Here is a 19,526-nt window from a genome sequence, read left to right as displayed (position 1 = left end):
TTTTCAACGAGGTTGTGAACACAGGTTTCAGATTGCTTGCATGACACTGGGAGGACTCACCGGGCCCTCGCTAGCGTTGGCCTGGGTTAAGTCGCACTGAGAAATTCGCAGGTTCCGGTGACAGATAAAGGAAAAAACCTCGGGAGCTGTGCGGCGTTTCCGAAGGGATTTTCTCGGGAGTTTGTGGGGGCTGGCCGAGGGTCTGGATCAAGGGTTTGACGCAATCGCGCTGGAGGCGTTGGCGGGTGGTCGCAGATGACAGAAAGGAGAACCCGAGGATGGGGCAATCGAGGCTCGGGTGATGGGCAAGTTCCGGGAAAAAATCTGGATTATTTGTTGCCCTGACTGGCCCCTTCACAGGGGGAACGCATTTCAAAGGTGGGAGCGGGCTTGCTCGCGAAGGGGCCGGCCCAGACACCATCAATATTTCAGACACGCCACTACTGGACCAACTGATTGATCTCAATGATCGGCAGCAGCACGGCCATCACAATCACCAGCACCACTCCACCCATCACCACAATCATCAGCGGCTCAAGCAATGCGGTCATGCCCATCGCCCGGCGTTCGATATCCCGCGACAGGGTTTGCGCCGCACGCTCAAGCATCGGTGGCAACGAACCGGTTTTCTCGCCGCTCGCGATCAAGTGGATCAGCACCGGCGGAAACACGTTCTCCACACGCAACGCGGCCGCCAGGTTCACCCCTTCGCGCACCTTGGCCGTGGCATCGCTGACGCTCAGGCTCAGACGCTCGTTGGACAACGTCTGTCGCGCCGCTTCCAGCGCACGCAACAACGGCACCCCGGCGCCACCGAGAATCGCCAGCGTGGAGGCGAAACGCGCGGTATTGAGGCCGAGAATGAAGCGCCCGATCAGCGGCAATTTCAGCACCCGATGATGCCAACTCAAGCGCGCCGCCGGGTTACGCAGGTACAGGCGCCAACTCCAGAATGCCCCCGCCATGACTGCCGCGCATAACCAGCCCCAGGCGCGGATGAAATCACTGGCGGTGAGCATCGCCAGCGTCAGCCCCGGCAAGTCCTGCCGCGCCTGGGAAAACGCGCTGACCACCTGCGGCACCACGTAGCTGAGCAGAAAGATCACGATGCCAATCGACACCAGCCCGACCACGCCGGGATAGATGAATGCGGTGAGAATCTTGCCGCGCAGGTTGTTGCGTTCCTCGATGTAATCGGCCAGCCGTTCCATCACCTGGGCCAGATCCCCCGTCTCCTCACCCGCCGCAATCAGTGCCCGATAAATCTCGGGGAAATCCCGTGGCCGCGCCGCCAACGCTTCGGCCAGACGCATGCCGCTGCGCACGTCGGCGCGCACGGCACTGAGGGTGTGGGCGATGTGTTTTTTCTCGGCCTGCTCGACCGTGGCACTCAAGGCGGCTTCCAGCGGCAGACTCGCGCCCAACAGACTCGCCAGTTGCCGCGTGGCCCAGGCCAGATCGTTGTCCGACAGCCGCGCACTGAACAGGCCACCGCCACCGTGACTGGCGACGTTGCTTTCCTTGTGCACCGACAGCGCGGTCAATCCGCGCCCGCGCAAAACACTGAAAGCGGCGCCCTGACTGTCGGCTTCCAGATGCCCGGATTCGATCTTGCCGTTGGCATCGGCGGCCTCAAAACGATAGCGATTCATCAGGCGTCCCGTGTCACGCGAAGGATTTCTTCAGGGGCGGTGGCGCCGCTGCGAATCCAGCGTTCGCCGTCCTCGCGCAGGCTGAACATCCCGGCTTTCGCCGCCGCAGCGCGCAACGCCTGCTCCCCTGCCCCCTGGTGAATCAGGGTGCGGATGTCGTCGTCGATGCAGAACAGTTCGTGGATGCCGGTGCGACCGCTGTAACCGGTCTGATTACACGCCGGGCAACCGACCGGGCGCCAAGTGCCCGGCGCCGCCGGGTCTTGCTGCTTGCACTGATTGCACAACCGCCGCACCAGTCGTTGCGCGAGCACACCGAGCATCGACGACGCGAGCAGGAACGGTTCAACGCCCATGTCGATCAAGCGGTTGACCGCCGACACCGCGTCATTGGTGTGCAGAGTCGCCAGCACCAGGTGACCGGTCAGCGAGGCTTGCACGGCAATTTGCGCGGTTTCGAGGTCACGAATCTCGCCGATCATGATGATGTCCGGGTCCTGACGCAGAATCGCCCGCAGCGCGAGGGCAAAGGTCATGTCGATCCTGGCGTTGACCTGGATCTGGCTGATGCCCGGCAGGTCGTATTCCACCGGGTCTTCGACGGTAAGAATGTTGCTGGTGCTGGCATCCAGGCGCGCCAGTGCCGCGTAGAGGCTGGTGGTCTTGCCGCTACCGGTCGGGCCGGTAACCAGCACGATGCCGTGGGGCTGGCGGATCAGGTGATCGAGTTTGGCCAACACCTGCGCGTCCATGCCGAGGGTCTCCAGTTGCAGACGCCCGGCCTGCTTGTCGAGCAATCGCATGACCACCCGCTCGCCGTGACCGGTGGGCACGGTGGACACACGAATATCAATGGGCCGCCCGGCCACACGCAACGCGATACGGCCATCCTGCGGCAGGCGTTTTTCAGCGATGTCGAGCTGCGCCATGATCTTGATCCGCGACACCAGCGCACCGTGCAACGCCTTGCGCGGCGAGACCACGTCACGCAGGGTGCCGTCGACGCGATAGCGCACCACCGAATGGGTTTCGAACGGCTCAATGTGGATGTCACTGGCCTCATCGCGCGCCGCTTGCGTGAGTAAAGCGTTGATCATGCGGATCACTGGCGCGCCGTCCTGAGTATCGAGCAGGTCGGTGATTTCCGGCATGTCCTGCATCAGGCGGTCGAGGTCGACTTCGTTCTCCGCCGCGCCGACCACCGCCGCCGCGCTGCCGGTATCGGCGTAGGCACTGGCGAGCAAGCCGTCGAGCTGGTCATCGCGCACACGCTCAATCGTGGTCGCACCAAACTGCCGTCGTGCCTCGCTGATCGACCAGCCGGGGGTCGACGGGCACACCGTCAACACGCCATCGCACAACACAATCCGCTGCGCCTTGGCCCAGGCGTAAGGCAAAACACTCATGGGATGGGCACCGCTTTGATCGTCGCGCGAGGCCCTGAGGCCGGTAATACCGCCGGCACACCCTGCGCTGCCGTCGGCAATTGCGGCGCCTGCATGTCCGGCATCGCCCAGCTGCGTTCCGGCTGCAAACCACCCTGGGCGCGGCGCATGAAGTCGTAGCGATTGAGGGTGATGCTGCGCCCCGCTTCGCTGTCGCGAATGATGTACGGGCGCAGAAAGACCATCAGGTTGGTCTTGGTGATCGCCCGACGTTCGTTGCGAAACAGCGCGCCGATGCCCGGCAACGTACCCAGCCACGGCACCGCATCATTGCTCTGGCTATAGCCGTCCTGGAGCAGACCGCCGAGCACCATGATCTGGCCGTCATCGAGCAGAATGCTGGTGTCGATGGCACGCTTGTTGGTGACGATGCCCGCCGAGGTCGAACTGGCCGAAGCACGCTCGTCGATGCTGCTGACTTCCTGATAGATATCGAGCTTGACCGTGCCGCCCTCGGAAATCTGTGGGCGCACATTGAGCTTGAGGCCGACCTCTTCGCGGGTCACGGTCTGGAACGGGTTGTTGCTGGTGCCGCCGCCACCCGTGACGTAACTGCCGCTGACGAACGGGATGGTCTGGCCGACAAAAATACTCGCCGCTTCGTTGTCCAGCGTGAGCAGGTTTGGCGTCGCCAGCACGTTGGTGCCGCCCTTGCTCTTCAAGGCCCGGGCCAGCACTTTCAGGTCAAGAATCTTGCCGATCCCGGGGATGTCCACAGTGCCGTTGACGTAGCCCAGGTTCAAACCCTGCGGCAGTACGTCGATGCTGGTCTTGCCGTTGACGTTGATCCCCGAGCCGCCGAGGTTCGCTCCGCCGATCACACCGTTGCCACCGAGATTGCCGGTCTGCCATTGCACACCGAATTCGCTGGCATCGTCCTCGCCGACTTCAACGATCAGGCTTTCGATCACCACTTGTGCGCGGCGCTGGTCGAGCAGGTCGATGACTTCGCGCAGGTTGCGATACAGCGGTTCCGGCGCGGAAATCAGCAAGGTGTTGGTGGTGGCGTCGGCCTGAATGGTCACGCCGCCGGCGCTGAAGGCGACGTTCTGTTCGCTGCTTTGCGCACCACCGCTGCTGGCGCCACTGCTGCCCTGCGCGTAACTGCCGCCCGTGCTGCCGCTGCTGTTGGTGGTCGACGTACTGCCGCTGCTTTGCGTACCGCTCTGACCGTTCTGCCCAGCGCTACCGTTGGTGCTGCTGCCCATCGCGCTGAGCACCGAACGCGCACTGTCGCTGGTGCCGCTGTCGCTTTCGCCGGTGAGCAAACCGCGCAGGGCCTGGGCCAGTTTCGCCGCTTGCGCGTTACGCAGGTACACCACGTGCAGATTGCTCGGATTGCTCTGCGCGTTATCGAGTTTGTAGATCAGATTACGCGCCAGCTCGGTGCGCTCCGGGCTGCCGGCACGAATGATGATGGTGTTGGAACGCGGATCACCGATCACGGCAATCTTCTGCGTCGGATCATTGCCCGGCGCGTCGAGCAAATCCGCCACCATCGGCGCGATGTCGGCAGCGATACCGTTCTGGATCTGCACCACGTCGGTGTCGATGGCGCTCGGCGTGTCGATGCCGGCGATCAACTGCGCGACACGGGTAAGGTTTTCCGAATAATCGGTAATGACGATGGTGTTGTTGCCCGGATAGGCGTTGATCGGATTGTTCGGCGAGACAATCGGGCGCAGCACCGGGATCAGGTTCACCGCGTTCTCGTATTGCAGGCGGAACGTGCGGGTGAGCATGCCGTTACCGGCGGGTTTGTCGGCGCTGTAGATCGGCCCGCCGAGCAGTTTCGCGTCCGCCTCTGGCACCACCTGCGCCACGCCGCCGACATCGACCACGCTGAAACCCTGCATTCGCAACGCCGCGAGCAACATGTCGTAAGCCTGTCGCGCCGGCACCTGACCTTCCGAGACCAGGGTCAGCGTGCCCTTGACCCGTGGATCGACGAGAAACTGCTGGCCGGTGGAACGCGACAACGCCCGCACCACCGCTTGAATATCGGCGTCGACAAAATTCAGCGTCACCGGCTGATCGCCCAATGGGTTGCTCGGCAAGGCAATGCCCGACGGTGCCGCGCCGCTGCGGGCACTCTTGGTGATGTTGTGCAATTGCTTGGGCACAGGTCGCGCCTGGGCCTGCGCGCGTTCCCGATCCAGCACCGCGTCGCCGCTGCGCTGGGTGTTGGCCAACGGACGGCCGAGTTCGCTGTCGACCAGCAATGGCGGCGGGTTGTGTGGCGTGGTGGTGTGGCTGCACGCGCTCAATGCCATCAGCAACAGCGGCAACGCCAAATGTGCCGGTTTCGACCCTGACCCCTTCATGAAGCTTCCTTAGCGCCCTGCGCCTGATCCATGCGAACGGTGCCTGACAAAGTGCCGGCAGTGACTTCGGTCGAGGGGTTGTCTGCACGTTGCAAACGCGCCTCGACCACTTGCAGAGAAAGTTGTGCCGGGTGGCTCAGCAGCCAGTCGAGCAACGCATCGGCGGGCGCGGCATCGAAGGTCAGCTGCCATGCGCCAGCCTCCCCGGCCTGCAATTGATAGTGCCCACCGAGGCCGCTGGCCTGCAGGGTCTGCTCCAGCGACTGCGCCACGCTTTGCCCCGCCGGACGCACGCTGACTTCGCGCAACAGCACCTCCAGTGCCTCGGTCTGGGCGCGCAGCTTTGGCGTCTCGGTCTGCCAATAGGTGATTTTTTTCAGCGGCGGCTGGATCAGTGCGCCCCAGATCAACAGGCCAAACAGCCCGACCGCCATGCCGCCGACCATGCGTTTCTCGCGCAGGGCCAACGGCTGCCAACGCGCCTGCAGCTGAGCATTAAAGCGTTGCCACCTGGCGCGATACAGCGCGAGCGAGGGCTTATTCATCGTCTGCTGCTCCGCCGCTGTCATCGCTGTCGCTTGGGGTGGCTTCACCGGTCGCGCGCAAGGTCCAGCCGTCGTCGTTTGCCGTGACACTGATGCCCGCCTGCGCCAGGGTGCTTTGCCACGCCTGATCATTGCCGCCACGACGGGCGTCGCTCTGCAGACTCAGTTGCATGCTGCCGTCGACAAACATCAGGCGCTCGACGCTGCCGGCCATCGACGGCATGCCGCTGCCCGCCTGCAACACCAGCCGAGTGAACGTCTGCGCCGGATCATCCGCCGCGCCCTTGTGCCGCGCCGCCAGTTGCTGACGGGCCTGCTGCAACGGGTTGAGGATCACCGGCAATTCGGGAAAGGCCTGCTTTACCCGCAGGTTCATCTGGGTTTTCAGTTGCTGGCCCTGCGCGGCTTCGCGAGCGGCGTACAGGTTCAAACCGATCACCCAGACCGCCACCGCCAACAGCGACAACGCCACGGCACGGCCCCAGCCGCGATGCTCGGTTTGTTGCTGCTGGACCGCGCCGTGCAGGCCCCAACCCGGTAGCGGCCCGGCCCAGCGTTGCGCAGCGACCATCGGCAATTCGGCGCCCGGCGGCGGTTGATCCCCGATCCAGTGCAGCGTGCTGCCCGGCTCCCACACCACGCCGTCGAGGCCATCGTCGAACAACGGCTGCACCCGCGCCGCGTGCACGCTGTCGCGCAGCAACAGATGCCCGTCCTGCACGCAAGCAACGGTGCCCGGCAGCACCGGCAAAGTGAACGGCGCCGGGTAGAGACCGCGCAGGTTCAGTCCCGCCTGCTTGCACAATTCGCCCACACGCAGCAGCAGGTGCCGAGGCGCCCAGGCGATCTGCACCTGCCCGGCCTCGTCCCGCGCGCTGTGGGCGATGTGCATCTCGCTGCTGCCGCCCAGGATCAAGGCCTGCGCCGCACACTGCACCGCCGCGACGATCTTGTTGGCCGGCAACGGCGGCAAATCAAGACTCGCCAACAGGCTGTCAGCCGGGTGCAGAAAACACACCAGCGGCGGCCGTTTCGGCAGTTCGCCCAACTGACTCAGACTGTGAAGTTCTTCCCGCGTGACCTGGCCCTGACGATCCAGCCAGGCGCAGTGCAACTGACTGTGCAGATCCAGTTCCGCCAAGGGCGGCAACGCAACCTTCAACTGGCTCATACGCCCACCCGCGACCAGATCACCTGCGGCAAGCGGTCCTGGCTGCGATGCAGCAACGCCTCCAGGCTGACCCGCCGCTGATCGCGCCGCGCCTCGCCGCGCAGGCGAAACCAGTCGCTGGTGATGCCGACCTTGACGCTGGTCAGTTCCAGTTGCGGCAGGCGCAAGCGGTTAACGAAGTCGCCACGGTTGATAAACCAGCGCCCGGCATCGCGCTCGGCGATCAGCGCATTGGCACGCTCCAGCGACAGCCCCGGCACATAAGCGGCCAACACCGGCGCCGTGGCGGTATTGCCGTTGATCCAGGTGATGGCCGGAATCACCGTCAGGTACGGTGCCAGTTTGCCGATCACCGCCTCATTGACGCCGTCGACACTGCGCAGATCATCGATGCTGCGCAGCATCGGCAGCGTCGGGTTCTGCGGTTTGCGTGTCGCGTTGGGCGAGGTCGCGCGACCACTGTCGAAACCCGTTTTCGGCGCCTCGGCCATCTGCGGATTCAGCAGTCGCGGGTAGGAGGCAATCACCCGCTGACTGATGCGCTGACTCAACCCCGCACTGACCCCGATCAACGCGCACAAGCGCTGAAACGCCGCGACCTGTGCCTCATCCACCCGCTCGTTCGCCACCAGATTGCGCAGGTTGAACTTACCCTGCTCATCCTCCAGTCGCCCTTCAAAACCTTGCGCGGAGAGACGCTGCGCCCACGGCTGATCGAGCCGGGTCAACGGGTCGCGCTGACGTGCATCCCAGAGTAATTGACGGCTGATCTCCAGACCGCCCTGCACCAGCCAACGCCCCTGCACACGCTGCTGATCGGCCTCCAGTGCCCGGGTCGCCACGCTCTGGCGCGTCAACATGCCCGCCGCCATCACCGCCACCACGGCCGCAATCAACAGTGCACTGATAATCGCCATGCCCTGCTGGTTCGATTGGTTGCTCATCGCCGGCCTTACAACTGCCAGGAACCGATATCGGCATTCACGCCGTCGCCGTCAGGCTGACCGTCGGCACCGAGGGAAAAGATGTCGATCTCGCCATTGGCGCCGGGGTTGAGGTATTGATAAGGACGACCCCACGGATCGTTCGGCAAGCGCTCCAGGTACGAGCGCCAATTGCTGTTCTTGGCATCCGCCGGCCGCTCCACCAACACCTTCAGGCCCTGGTTCATGCTCGGGTAACTGCCGTGATCAAGGCGATACAGCTTCAACGCCTGCATCAAGCCACCAATATCCTGCTTCGCCGCCGTCGCCCGCGCCTGATCCGGCCGGTCGAGCACCTTGGGCACCACCATCGCCGCCAAAATCCCCAGAATCACCACGACCACCATGATCTCGATCAGGGTAAAACCCTGCTGACCACGCAGCGTGCGCATCGGTTGCTGAAGCGATTTGAAAGGTGCGATATCCATCTCGACATTCCCTGGCTTGATTCGATTCGACGCGCAGTGTTGCAAGAAGATATGTCAGTGATGTTGAAAATCCTCGGGTGTTTTCGTCGTCAAGCCTTCAAGCACGCGGGTTAGCGTCGAGGGCTGGGTTTTGGTTTTGGGCCATGTATGCGTGCGCGTTCGCGGGAAGCGGGTTTCACGTTGATTGAGGTGCTGGTGGCGCTGGCGATTATTGCCGTGGCGATGTCGGCGGCTGTGCGCGTGGCGGGGTTGATGACGCAGAGTAGCGGGGTTTTAAGGGATCGGTCGGTGGCGATGATTGCGGCGCAGAGTCGGATGGCGGAGTTGCGGCTGGAAGGCAGGTTGCCGATGGGTATGAAGGCGCAGGAGTGCGATCAGGGGCGGCTATTGCTGCGCTGTGAACAGGTGATCAGCGCAGCCGAAAATGGACGGTTGCTCAAGATTGGCATTCAGGTATTCGACCGCAACCAGGATGCTCCGCCGCTGGCCAGGCTTGAGACTTTGCTGTCCCGAACGGAAAGCCCCTCACCCTAGCCCTCCCGAAACGTCGGACCGCCCAGAGGTAGAGGGGACCAATTTGGGGATATTCGAGAGCTACACCGACTTGAAAGCCATTCATTGAATCCAAAATGGCCAAGCTCACAAAACCAAATCGAAGGTCCTTCACCAAAGCCATAATCGCTAAGGCCCTTCACCGAACCATAATCGCCAAAATCTTCCAGGTCGACGTACCCCGCAAAACACCTCGGTCGGCCCCCTCTCCCTCCGGGAGAGGGCTGGGGTGAGGGCCGCTTCTAATCACGAATTCCCCAGAACAACCACCCGATCAATAATCAGGTGATCCCGACACCAACATCACCCCGGCAATTGCAAATTATCCAACGCCCGATTCACCGCCAGCTCCCCGAGCATGATCAACTGCGCAATCCCCAACAACGCCCGACGCTGCGACGCAGGCAACAGACTAGCGACGTTCTGGGCAAGCGTCTGCGCCGAGGCAAGTGTTTCACTGGCATCGACCAACAGTTCTTCGTTTTTGTTGTCCGCCGTCACGGCGTACATCCCACGGACTTTACGTGGCGGCGGCGTGGAACCGGGCGGACAGAGGTAATGATCGAGCGCGCGGTCGGCGGCTTCGTGGAGTTTTTTGGAATTGATGGATTCGTAGGGGGACGTGCAGATAGATTCGGGCGGGTTGGGTGTTGGTTTGATCATGGTGAAGCTCCTTGATGACTGGAGCCGCCACCGTTCGCGGTCAAACAAACAGGGTGGCAGCTGTACGCGGGTTGACCGACCGGACATCAAGGACTCCGGCACACCCGAAGGTGTCCCACGCACAGCCACCGCGACATGATTTCAGACAATGCCTGAACACGTGCAGAACGCTGGCGCGCCTTGATATTGGGCGGGCGGTCAAACCCGATCGCTGATTCGTCAGCGACCGCACCACAATAGAACCCGCCCCCAAGGCACACAAGCCGGCGGATTCTGGCGTAGCTGTAGGCAAAGGCGCAAGGATATGTAGCCTGAGAGAGTGTCTGGAGATGTCTTTTTAAACGTTGGCGTTTATCGGGACCTCGCGGTACCTGCAATGGGAACCGCGCAGTGCAGCAGCACTACACAAAACCGGACTTAACAGCGATCCCAAAACTGATCATGACCAACAACAGAGAAATGACGCTCCATTGCAACACCACCAGCTTTCGTCTGAGGGGGGCTGGGAAATTGGCTAGATCTTCGGCGCTCAGCTCGCCCCTTTTCAGATAAAACTCAGGAAAGGTCACAATCCCCGAAATACCACCTACGAGCAGAAGCTTTCCCCAAGGCCCACCATGCCGAAGTGGAGCGCGAGCCGTAACGGCTGAGCAATTCTTCAGGTGCTCCAGCATCACATCCATCTTCGTGTAGGCGAGGCGCAAACAGATGCCTATCCAAAGAATAAGCCCTGCCAGATCAGCGATAGCAATGAACAGAAGTACCTTATCAACGACGTTCAAACTCATTTCCCTACCAAATAGATCCTCTCGACGGCCCATTCGCTTAGAGCCTCAAAGCGTTCAAACGGGACTGAACAGGCCTCTCATCCGGTTACTTGAGTATTCCTGACTTCCCCAAAGCAACCAGCACAACCATCGCAGAAAGCAGCGCTATTGCGCTCCATTGCATCAACACAAGTCTCTGCTTGAGTGAGGAAGGAAAATTCTCGACATCATCGGCGCTGAGCGTGCCGCGTTTCATATAGAAATTCGTGAATGTAACTAGACCAGAGGCGCCACCAACTAAAAGCAATCTGCCCCACGCACCTCCGTGTTTCAGCGCAGCTAACCTGGTGCCGGCAGAGCTGTTTTTCAGATGTTCGAGGATCAAGTCCATCTTGATATGTGCAATGTAAAGGGCAATCCCGATCCAGATGATCATCGAGATAATCACTACGCCACACAATCCTCCGACTATCAGTTCAGCGGTACTCATTTAGTCACCTCGTAAATCACTTCGCCGAACATCTCACCACCGGCCCCTCCTACCGCCCCGCCAGCATATGAGCCTGCCGCTACAACTACCACGCCGCAAGCGAGGGTTCCCAAACCGCCCGTGGGGACGCCAAGCCCTACACAGATTGCGCCGACTACAGGCGCAGTCATTGCTGCGCCTGTAGTCGGCGCCACAGGTTTAAACGTCATCCACAAATCCATGACCAATAAAAAACCTGTGGGAGCGGGCTTGCTCGCGAAAGCGCCAGAACGGACACCCGATCAATCACAGGTGCCCCAGATACGAGCATCACCCCGGCAATTGCAAATTATCCAACGCCCGATTCACCGCCAGCTCCCCGAGCATGATCAACTGCGCAATCCCCAACAACGCCCGACGCTGCGACGCAGGCAACAAACTGGCGACGTTCTGGGCAAGCGTCTGGGCCGAAGCAAGTGTTTCACTGGCATCGACCAACAGTTCTTCGTTTTTGTTGTCCGCCGTGACGGCATACATCCCACGGACTTTACGTGGCGGCGGCGTGGAACCGGGTGGACAGAGGTAATGGTCGAGCGCGCGGTCGGCGGCTTCGTGGAGTTTTTTGGAATCGATGGATTCGTAGGGGGAAACCGAGGCGGTTTCGGGCGGGTTGGGTGTTGGTTTGATCATGAGTGAATCTCCAAATCATAGAAAAGGAGCCATCATCTTTCGCTACCAAACGAAGGGGTGGTGGCCATACGAAGGTTGGTAGACCGGTGACTTGGAGAACCGGCGCGCCCGAAGACGCCCTACGCATGGCCACCATTAATACACAGCCCCAAAAAGGCCTGTATCGGGTGACGCTATGCGCCAAGTCTAAGCCGGGCTACCAAACCCGATCGCTGATTCGTCAGCGACCGGACCACAATAGAATCCGACCCAAAAGCGCACAAGCCGGCGGATTCTGGCGTAGCTGTAGGCAAAGGCGCAAGGATGTGTAGCCTGAGAGAGTGTCTGGAGATGTCTTTTTAAACGTTGGTGTTTATCGAGGCCTCATTCTGTCATGTATTCACAACAGATCCGTCCCCTCATACCACGAAATAATTTCTAGGACGAACGCCCCCATAAACGGGGCGGTCATTGCATGAGGCCTACCGAAGCAGGCTTTCCGAACGCCAGATCATCATCAGAGTCTGGTATCAGCTAAAAGCGGCAGTTCAAAAAGTCTAACGAGGCATGATGCCGATGCGCCCTTCCCACCAACCTAAGATCGGTTCAATCCGTAGCTCTGGACAGAGTGGTGGCAAACAGCTAGCTTGGATCGTATAACTGGTTGCTAACGATTGGGAGTAGAGCATTGCGAAAATGCTCTTTATAAGCAAAAAGACCTTTAAACAGGGATTTGTTATGGCCAAATTTTCTGGCTTCTTCGCTTATGCAGCTTCACCTAATGAAATTGGTCAAACTATTGAACGAGCTATACTCGTCGCGAACGAAAACAACAATCTATCTATAAAGTCTTGGCGAGCATTAGATATCGTCGGTCAATTTATCGCAGGGGAAGTTTTAACTGGCATCAAACAAGCAGACCTTTTTGTCGCTGATATTTCCGTCCTAAACTTCAATGTCACTTATGAAATAGGATTCGCTATAGGAATAGGAAAAAGGATTCTAATCACTCGAAATGAAAGCATAAAAGAGGGAACGCCCTCAATTCGAGAAATTGGAATATTCGACACCTTGGGGTATAAAACATACCAAAATTCAGCAGACTTAAGCGAGTTCATAAAGACAGCAATTATTTCAACCCCGATCCCAATACCCAACAGAATAAATAACAAGTCCCCAGTGTATTTGCTTGAGGGACTACATAAAACAGACTGGGCCACACGCATTGTTTCCCGCATAAAAAAAGCAAGATACCTCTTCAGATCATTCGATCCTAATGAACAACCAAGGCTTTCTGCGAACGACGCGATTAGTCAAATATCCCAGTCCCATGGAGTAGTAATACCCTTATTATCTTTTAGGTCTGTCGGTGCCGAATCCCATAACATGCGTGGTGCCTTTCTTGCTGGCTTGGCTGATGGAATGGGTAAAGCACTTTGTATCTTGCAGGATGGCGAAGGTCCAGTTCCAATTGACTATCGCGACTTCGTAAATACCACCTTTCATCCGAATGACATTAACGACTATATAGCGGATTTCGCAGGACGCGTAGCCGAATCCTTTCAACAAGATGTTAAGCTAAACATAACTACAAACGATACATTTCTACAGTCCCTAGATCTAGGTGCAACCTCCGCCGAAAACGAAATGCGGACGCTGGAATCATACTATTTGAAAACGGATCCTTTTTTAAAATCTTTAAGAGGTGAAGCCAACATTGTAGTCGGACGAAAAGGCTCTGGAAAATCAGCTATATTCCTACAAGTGCGCGACAGAGAACGCAACAAAAATGGAAATATTGTTTTAGATCTGAAGCCTGACGGCTACAAGCTAATTAAATTTAAGGAATTAATTTTATCTTTTTTAGAGGAAGGTACTTTTCAACACACTATCATGGCATTCTGGGAGTATGTCTTACTTTTGGAGATATGCTACAAAATCTTAGAAAAAGATCGTGAAGCCCATATACACAACCATCATCTTTACGACCCATATCAAAAACTAGCCAAACTATATAAAAGCGAAGGATACGATAGTGAGGGTGATTTTTCAGAAAGGATGAGCATCCTTATGGAAAAGATAACCACTGAATATCGGTCAAAACATGGCACTGCCACAGAAGTTAGACTTTCAACAGGACAGCTTACTGAACTCCTCTATTGCCACGACGTGAAGCAGCTTACAGAGCAAATCATCGAATACATGCGACACAAAGATGTTTGCTGGCTACTATTTGACAATCTTGATAAAGGCTGGCCAACCTCCGGACTACAAGTAGAAGACCTGCTAATTGTAAGAGCGCTCATTGATGCAACTAAAAAAATTGAACGCCAGTTCGGCAGATCAAGTGTTGTTGTTAACACTATCGTTTTCCTTCGAAATGACGTCTATGAACTTTTGGTAAAAAGCACCTCGGATCGCGGCAAAGAAGCAAAAGTCCTTCTAGACTGGACGGACCCTGACTTACTTAGAGAGCTTATTAGATTAAGGATTGTTGCCAACAACTTTACCGGGAAAGAGCAGTTTCAAGGCCTTTGGCCGAAGCTTTGTGTAAGCCACTTTGACGGCGAAGAAAGTTCCCAGTTTCTAATCGACAGATCTTTAATGAGACCAAGATTTCTTCTAAATCTCATCAGCCAGTGTAAAAGCTTCGCGATAAACTTAAATCATGAGCAAATAGATAGTGACGACATCATAAAAGGAATGGCGGCTTACTCAACCGACTTACTTATCGATATAAACTATGAAATAAGAGACGTAGAAAGCCATGTGGACGATATTTTATATGCCTTTATAGATAGTAACGCGATATTGAGCAAAACAGAAATTCACTCAGCCCTGAAAGATTTCGGTGTAGATGAGTCACTAATTGAAAAAATATTTGATTTACTGCTTTGGTACGGCTTTATTGGTCTAGATATTGAAGGAGAGGCCAAATACATTTACAACTTCAACTACAGCGCCCAACTTATGAATGGAGTAATAAAGAAAAAACCGGACATATCCTACGTCATAAACCCAGCCTTCTGGCCAGCATTAATGATAAAAACTAATTTACCAACCCACTAGATCATTGCTCGAAGCCAAGCTAGCACATCCGTCAACGAAGGGAATCATCGATGAACAATCTAATTCAAAAACCACAAATGCAGTTAGTTGACCCACAAGCACAGATGATTGTGGACGTACTGCAAAGTATTGGACTACCACACGACAATATTATTGCGTCTGCTGAAGACAGAGCGATAATTGGGCAGAGCTTGCCGGCTCTTATTGAATCGCTCCCTCCCGAAGCCAAGCAAGGTGCTAGATATCTTTCAAAATTTGTAGTAGGCGCGGGATTCGGTCTTTTCGATTACTCCCTCAATGCAATCTGGAACGAAGTAGTCCTAGACCTTCACAAAAAAGTTATAGCTTACGGCCTTGATATTTTCTACGACGCAGCCATTGGCGGAAAAAACAGAGAATTTTATCAAACAGAGGAGGATCTTCGCTCAGTAAAAGATTCAACACTGCTTGATACGTGCCGTAAACTTGAACTAATCAGTGAAACCACATCCAAGAAACTAAAACATATGCTTGACATGCGGAATGACATAGGTATTTCGCACCCAACTAATTACACTATCAATGCTTATGAATTACTAGCTTGGCTTACAAACTGCATCAAAGACGTCCTGAAAGACCGACCTACAGAGTCCGCACTACAGGTTCAGGCATTTATTCAAAACTTACGCAGTTATACCCAGCCATTAGACGCCACCAATCTTGCTGGAATAACTGCAAAAATCAATGAACTCGCTTCTCATCACTGCGGGAACGTTCTGAGAACAATGTTTGGGATATACGTTGCTCATGATACAGACCCACAGGTTCGAAAAAATATTTCACTTTTATCTATACCTGTTTGGCGTGCAAGCAACGATGATTTCAAATATCGCCTTGGTCTGACATTAGAAGGATACAATACAAATCTCCACAAAGATAAATATGATCTCGGGGCTCAGTTCTTCCAGGTTGTCAACGGTAATGCCTTCCGTTCCAACGCAGAGCGTGCAATATTAGTTGATGGTCTGGTCGACACATTGCTAGAAAAACATCATGCTTGGGATAATTATCATCATGAAGCCCCTGTAGCTGATGAGATCATGTCTTATATCCACAACCAGCAAGATATACTGCAGAACTTTGGCCCAAAACTGATAAAAGTATTTCTCATGTGCCGTATTGGTAATGGCCGAGCCTATAACAACGGCGTTTCGCCACGAGGCACAGGATACTACGACCAACTCCTTGTTTTATTAGGAGACGCGTGGGCTCCATCAGCGCTGGCTGCTTTAACCTCATACGAGATACAGCTCCAGTTAAGCGAAGAGATTTGCCGAAAACAAGCATGTAAGGCCTTAGAAAAACTAAAATCAGGTGTAGTCAATCAGCGATTGCTTGAATGCATTGACTTTCTCCTTGCCAATCTACCGGGTAATGGCAAAGCTCCACTTGATAGCCGGTTCAAACAACTAACCGCAGGATACTTAACGTGGCCATAGTTCTGATTCAGAAAAAGACAACCTTCTCATCTATACAGACAATTTAAATTCAGCTTAGATTCACCTGAAAAGCCCGTATACATAATGAAAGCTGGTATCACGGGCTTTTCATGATCTTCTTGGGTACGGGTACATCTCGCCGCAATTGCCCAACTACCGAATTTTGCTCCGTCTATCTAATGATAGAAGAAATTATCAAACTCTGGGAATTGCTACATTGGATTGGCGAGTCCAAAACGAACTCATAGACCCACCTTGTCGGCGTGTATCACCCGGCGCTGCTCCGGGGAGTTCTTCTTAATAAACGCAGAGACCGCCTTCATTGATCGCACGATCATTCCGTCTACAACTTTCCGGTGAAAATAGTTTTAATGGCCCGCTTTTAGCCGATAGTGGGTATTCACATCAGTCTACCCTTGCGTGAAGGAGCAAATATTTTTTGCTTTTAATTCCTTCTCTTTTTCAGAAGCACTTGTAATGGCATCCGTCTAAACCGTAAAAACCAACTTCCTTCAACATTAGAAATCACGGCCTCACCAACCTAGGCAACACCACCCCTTCCCCCAACCTCTCCACCCCCAACCGCACCCTCTCCCCACCCTGCTCAATCACCACCCCATCCCCCTCCACCGCCACCAACTTCACCCCAGTCCCCACCTTCTCCCCCTGCAAAAAACTCCTCGGCGGCCCATCGTTCAAACTCAGTATCGCTACCGCCCCCCGACTCCCCGCCATCACTCCGCTCACCTTGATGTCCACCGGCGCCGTTTGATTGGAAAACCACTGCAACGCCGGGCTATCACTGCGCGCCGCCAGCAACTGCGGGGCCGCTACCGGGGTGTGTGATTCGGCGGAGGTCAGCAGCAGCGACGACCATGTCGCCACGCCGACCAGGGCGGCGAGCAGTGCGAGGGCCTGGACCATTTGGGGTGGGGAAATGCGTGCGGTGAAGGTCATGGGTTGAATCTCCTTTTTATCCCTGCTGCCAGCCTACGCGGCAATTCTCTCCGTTTTATTTCACACGCCTTACATGTTGGCCGTGCACGATGGCGCAGGACGCAAAGGAGCGCGCGCGATGAACAGGCAACAGGGTTTTACGCTGATCGAGTTGATGGTGGTGCTGGTGATCATCGGTATCGCCAGTGCGGCGATCAGCCTGAGTATCAAGCCCGATCCGTTGCAGTTGCTGCGCAAGGATGCCGAGCGTGTGGCGCAGTTGCTGCAGGTGGCGCAGGCGGAGGCGCGCGCCGATGGGCGGCCGATTGTGTGGGTGAGTGATGCCAAGGGGTTTCGGTTTAGTCGGCGCAGTGACAGTGGCAAGGGGTTTGATCATTTCGCGCAGGACGCGCAGTTGCGGCCGCGTGCCTGGCAGAGTCCGAAGATGGAGGTGCGGGTGGAGCCGAAACAGAGGGTGGTGCTGAACGCTGAGTGGATTAATCCGCCGCTGCAATTGACGTTGTCGGATGGCTTGAATCGCTTGAGTGTGCTGCGTGATAGCAGTGGAAGGATCAGCCTGCAATGAAGCGCCAGCAAGGGTTTACGCTGATTGAGGTGATGGTCGCGATTTTGCTGATGGCGGTGGTGAGTCTGATTGCCTGGCGGGGGCTGGACAGTGTGACGCGGGCGGACAGTCATTTGCAGGCGAGCAGTGAGCAGAGTGACGGTTTGTTGCGGGCGTTGAATCAGTTGCAGCGGGATGTGGAGATGCGGGCGGGGATTGAGTTGACCGAGCCGAAGAAGGTTGGCGTGGAGGATGAGCCGGTGACGGCGCCGCCCGCTCTGACCGTGCGCAGTAGCGACAGTAAGGGGTTTCGGCTGGACATCATTCGCACGGCGGCGGATGAGCCGGGGGCGTTGCAGCGCGTGCGGTGGTGGGTCAAGGGCGGCACGTTGTATCGGGCGGTGGCTGAGGCGCGGAGTCGGTATCCGTTGCCGGCGCCTGGCAATGGGGTGGCTGTTTTGAGTGATGTCCGTGATGTGCAGGTGCGGGTTTGGGAAGTGGACAAGGGTTGGCGGCAGTTGAGCGGGAATCGGCGGGAAGATCCGTTGGGGTTGGAGATTCGGTTGAGTCGGGGGACGGCGCAGGGGGTGGAGAAGTACCGACAGGTGATGGGGCCGCTGCAACCGTAAACCCTGTGGGAGCAGGCTCACTCCCACAGTTTTAATTTGCGTACACCCCAAGCGGCAAAGCCGCCCCACTCAACAGGATGAGCGTTAGCTCGGCTGCCGCTCTTGATCTTGATCCACGGGCGACGTCGGTAGGCTTCGTTCCGGGATTCATCCGGGGGGTGGGAGCGCAGCCAAACCCTAAGCCGCCGTTACCGCAGCAACGGATATGTCCCCAATCAACCCCACTAGCTCAAAACGACGACGCCACCCGGCAACTCGGTGCATTTGACGCCATAGGCATCACGGATCAGCAGTGCAACCCCGGCGAGCTGATCAAGGCTGAAGCGCGCCTGCACCCGCCGCTGCCCAAGCTCACGGTTGAGCAGCAACAACATCCCCGGCCGATAGCGGTTGATCTCATCAATCATCTGGCTCAGCGTAGCGCCGTTGAACACCAGCACTTGCTGACGCCAATTCATCACCGCCGCCGTGTCGACACTCTGCACACTGCCGACTTGCCGCGCGTCATAGGTCACCTGCTGCCCGGGCTCCAGGCGCAGGCTGCGACCCTCAACATCCACTTCTACCGCGCCATCGAGGCAAGTCACGCAGACTTGCTGATCGGTATTGCGCAGGTTGAAACGCGCCTGACGGGCCCGTAACCACCCTCCCCCCGCCTGCATCGCCAGCGGCAGCCGTGCGGTCTGCACTTCGACTTCGCCACTGACCAGTTCAAAACCCTGCACACCGTCAGACACTGCACGCTGATTGATCCGCGTCTGGGTGTTCAACTCCAGGCTCACCCCCTGCGCCGGTTCGAAGCGACGCTGCTGGCCGACTTCGGTGATGTAGTCGGCGCCGAGCCCTTCGAAGCCGCCGGGAATGGTGGCGCGCACCAGCAAAAATGCCGCGGACGCAGCAATCGCCCCGCCCAGAAAGGCACGACGACCAAACCCACGCGGAGCCTGCAATGCTTCGGCGGCGGGTCGCAGGTTGTGCCACAACACCTTGGCCTGCTCGAACGCCTGCGCATGCTCGGCGCTCTGGGCGCACCATTGGCGCAAGGCGCGGGCATCAGCCACGGTGGCGCGACCCGATGTCAGCAGGAGCAGCCAGTCGTGGGCTTCGTTTTGCAGGCGTTTGTCCGCCGAGGGCTCGGCGGGTGTCAGTCGAAAGATGTTCAAAACGCGCAGATTCTCAAC

At 57.0% G+C, this 19,526-nt stretch carries 18 protein-coding genes; 5 read left to right on the top strand and 13 right to left on the bottom strand.

Features of this window, described 5'->3' with window-relative positions; genetic code table 11:
* Positions 1 to 440: 440 nt before the first annotated feature.
* The 7 genes from gspF to gspG are packed head-to-tail and all read right to left on the bottom strand — an operon-like array spanning position 441 to position 8,548.
* A complete protein-coding gene (gspF, locus tag AACY19_RS11165; RefSeq protein ID WP_339450288.1) occupies positions 441 to 1,652 on the bottom strand; it encodes a type II secretion system inner membrane protein GspF in 1,212 nt (403 codons plus the stop codon).
* Positions 1,652 to 3,058, bottom strand: coding sequence for a type II secretion system ATPase GspE (gene gspE / locus AACY19_RS11160; RefSeq protein WP_339450287.1), 1,407 nt, complete (start codon positions 3,056 to 3,058; stop codon positions 1,652 to 1,654). Before gspE ends, gspF begins: the two co-directional genes overlap by 1 nt.
* On the bottom strand, positions 3,055 to 5,421 hold the full coding sequence (gene gspD, locus AACY19_RS11155) for a type II secretion system secretin GspD (protein WP_339450286.1): 2,367 nt from the start codon (positions 5,419 to 5,421) through the stop codon (positions 3,055 to 3,057). The genes gspE and gspD overlap by 4 nt, the downstream gene beginning before the upstream one ends.
* Positions 5,418 to 5,966, bottom strand: a complete 549-nt coding sequence (gene gspM, locus AACY19_RS11150; RefSeq protein WP_339450285.1) for a type II secretion system protein GspM — start codon at positions 5,964 to 5,966, stop codon at positions 5,418 to 5,420. The genes gspD and gspM overlap by 4 nt, the downstream gene beginning before the upstream one ends.
* On the bottom strand, positions 5,959 to 7,137 hold the full coding sequence (gene gspL / locus AACY19_RS11145; protein ID WP_339450284.1) for a type II secretion system protein GspL: 1,179 nt from the start codon (positions 7,135 to 7,137) through the stop codon (positions 5,959 to 5,961). Before gspL ends, gspM begins: the two co-directional genes overlap by 8 nt.
* A complete protein-coding gene (gene gspK / locus AACY19_RS11140) occupies positions 7,134 to 8,081 on the bottom strand; it encodes a type II secretion system minor pseudopilin GspK (RefSeq protein WP_339450283.1) in 948 nt (315 codons plus the stop codon). Before gspK ends, gspL begins: the two co-directional genes overlap by 4 nt.
* An 8-nt stretch (positions 8,082 to 8,089) precedes the next feature.
* A complete protein-coding gene (gspG, locus tag AACY19_RS11135) occupies positions 8,090 to 8,548 on the bottom strand; it encodes a type II secretion system major pseudopilin GspG (protein WP_445262298.1) in 459 nt (152 codons plus the stop codon).
* Positions 8,549 to 8,695: 147 nt separating this feature from the next.
* On the opposite strand from gspG, the gene gspI reads away from it, so the two are divergent.
* Positions 8,696 to 9,082, top strand: coding sequence for a type II secretion system minor pseudopilin GspI (gene gspI, locus AACY19_RS11130; protein WP_339450282.1), 387 nt, complete (start codon positions 8,696 to 8,698; stop codon positions 9,080 to 9,082).
* Between the two features lie 321 nt (positions 9,083 to 9,403).
* Here gspI and AACY19_RS11125 read toward each other — a convergent pair whose 3' ends face one another.
* From AACY19_RS11125 to AACY19_RS11110, 4 genes are all read right to left on the bottom strand, one after another.
* The gene (locus AACY19_RS11125; protein ID WP_339450281.1) at positions 9,404 to 9,763 is read right to left on the bottom strand and encodes a DUF6124 family protein; all 360 of its coding nucleotides are present in this window, start codon (positions 9,761 to 9,763) and stop codon (positions 9,404 to 9,406) included.
* 401 nt (positions 9,764 to 10,164) lie between these two features.
* Positions 10,165 to 10,551 carry a hypothetical protein gene (locus AACY19_RS11120; protein WP_339450280.1) on the bottom strand — a complete coding sequence of 129 codons (387 nt, stop codon included), beginning with the start codon at positions 10,549 to 10,551 and terminating at the stop codon, positions 10,165 to 10,167.
* Positions 10,552 to 10,636: 85 nt separating this feature from the next.
* Positions 10,637 to 11,020 carry a hypothetical protein gene (locus tag AACY19_RS11115; RefSeq protein WP_339450279.1) on the bottom strand — a complete coding sequence of 128 codons (384 nt, stop codon included), beginning with the start codon at positions 11,018 to 11,020 and terminating at the stop codon, positions 10,637 to 10,639.
* A 309-nt stretch (positions 11,021 to 11,329) separates the two neighbouring features.
* Entirely contained in the window at positions 11,330 to 11,689 is a 360-nt protein-coding gene (locus AACY19_RS11110; protein ID WP_339450278.1) for a DUF6124 family protein, read from the bottom strand.
* 717 nt (positions 11,690 to 12,406) lie between these two features.
* On the opposite strand from AACY19_RS11110, the gene AACY19_RS11105 reads away from it, so the two are divergent.
* Entirely contained in the window at positions 12,407 to 14,737 is a 2,331-nt protein-coding gene (locus AACY19_RS11105; RefSeq protein ID WP_100848437.1) for a P-loop ATPase, Sll1717 family, read from the top strand.
* Positions 14,738 to 14,787: 50 nt separating this feature from the next.
* A complete protein-coding gene (locus tag AACY19_RS11100) occupies positions 14,788 to 16,215 on the top strand; it encodes a hypothetical protein (protein WP_339450277.1) in 1,428 nt (475 codons plus the stop codon).
* Between the two features lie 525 nt (positions 16,216 to 16,740).
* On the opposite strand, the gene AACY19_RS11095 is transcribed toward AACY19_RS11100, so the two are convergent.
* A complete protein-coding gene (locus AACY19_RS11095) occupies positions 16,741 to 17,172 on the bottom strand; it encodes a type II secretion system protein N (RefSeq protein WP_339450276.1) in 432 nt (143 codons plus the stop codon).
* Between the two features lie 118 nt (positions 17,173 to 17,290).
* Between AACY19_RS11095 and gspH the strand changes: the two genes are divergently transcribed.
* Complete coding sequence (gene gspH, locus AACY19_RS11090) at positions 17,291 to 17,737, top strand: type II secretion system minor pseudopilin GspH (RefSeq protein ID WP_339450275.1); 447 nt, start codon at positions 17,291 to 17,293, stop codon at positions 17,735 to 17,737.
* Positions 17,734 to 18,345, top strand: coding sequence for a prepilin-type N-terminal cleavage/methylation domain-containing protein (locus AACY19_RS11085; RefSeq protein ID WP_339450274.1), 612 nt, complete (start codon positions 17,734 to 17,736; stop codon positions 18,343 to 18,345). The genes gspH and AACY19_RS11085 overlap by 4 nt, the downstream gene beginning before the upstream one ends.
* Positions 18,346 to 18,569: 224 nt before the next feature.
* On the opposite strand, the gene AACY19_RS11080 is transcribed toward AACY19_RS11085, so the two are convergent.
* The gene (locus tag AACY19_RS11080) at positions 18,570 to 19,508 is read right to left on the bottom strand and encodes a FecR family protein (protein ID WP_339450273.1); all 939 of its coding nucleotides are present in this window, start codon (positions 19,506 to 19,508) and stop codon (positions 18,570 to 18,572) included.
* Between the last annotated feature and the right edge of the window lie 18 nt (positions 19,509 to 19,526).

The sequence above is a fragment of the Pseudomonas sp. EA_5y_Pfl2_R50 genome (assembly GCF_963970475.1).
GTDB lineage: Bacteria > Pseudomonadota > Gammaproteobacteria > Pseudomonadales > Pseudomonadaceae > Aquipseudomonas.
This window is presented reverse-complemented; position numbering and strand designations above follow the sequence as displayed.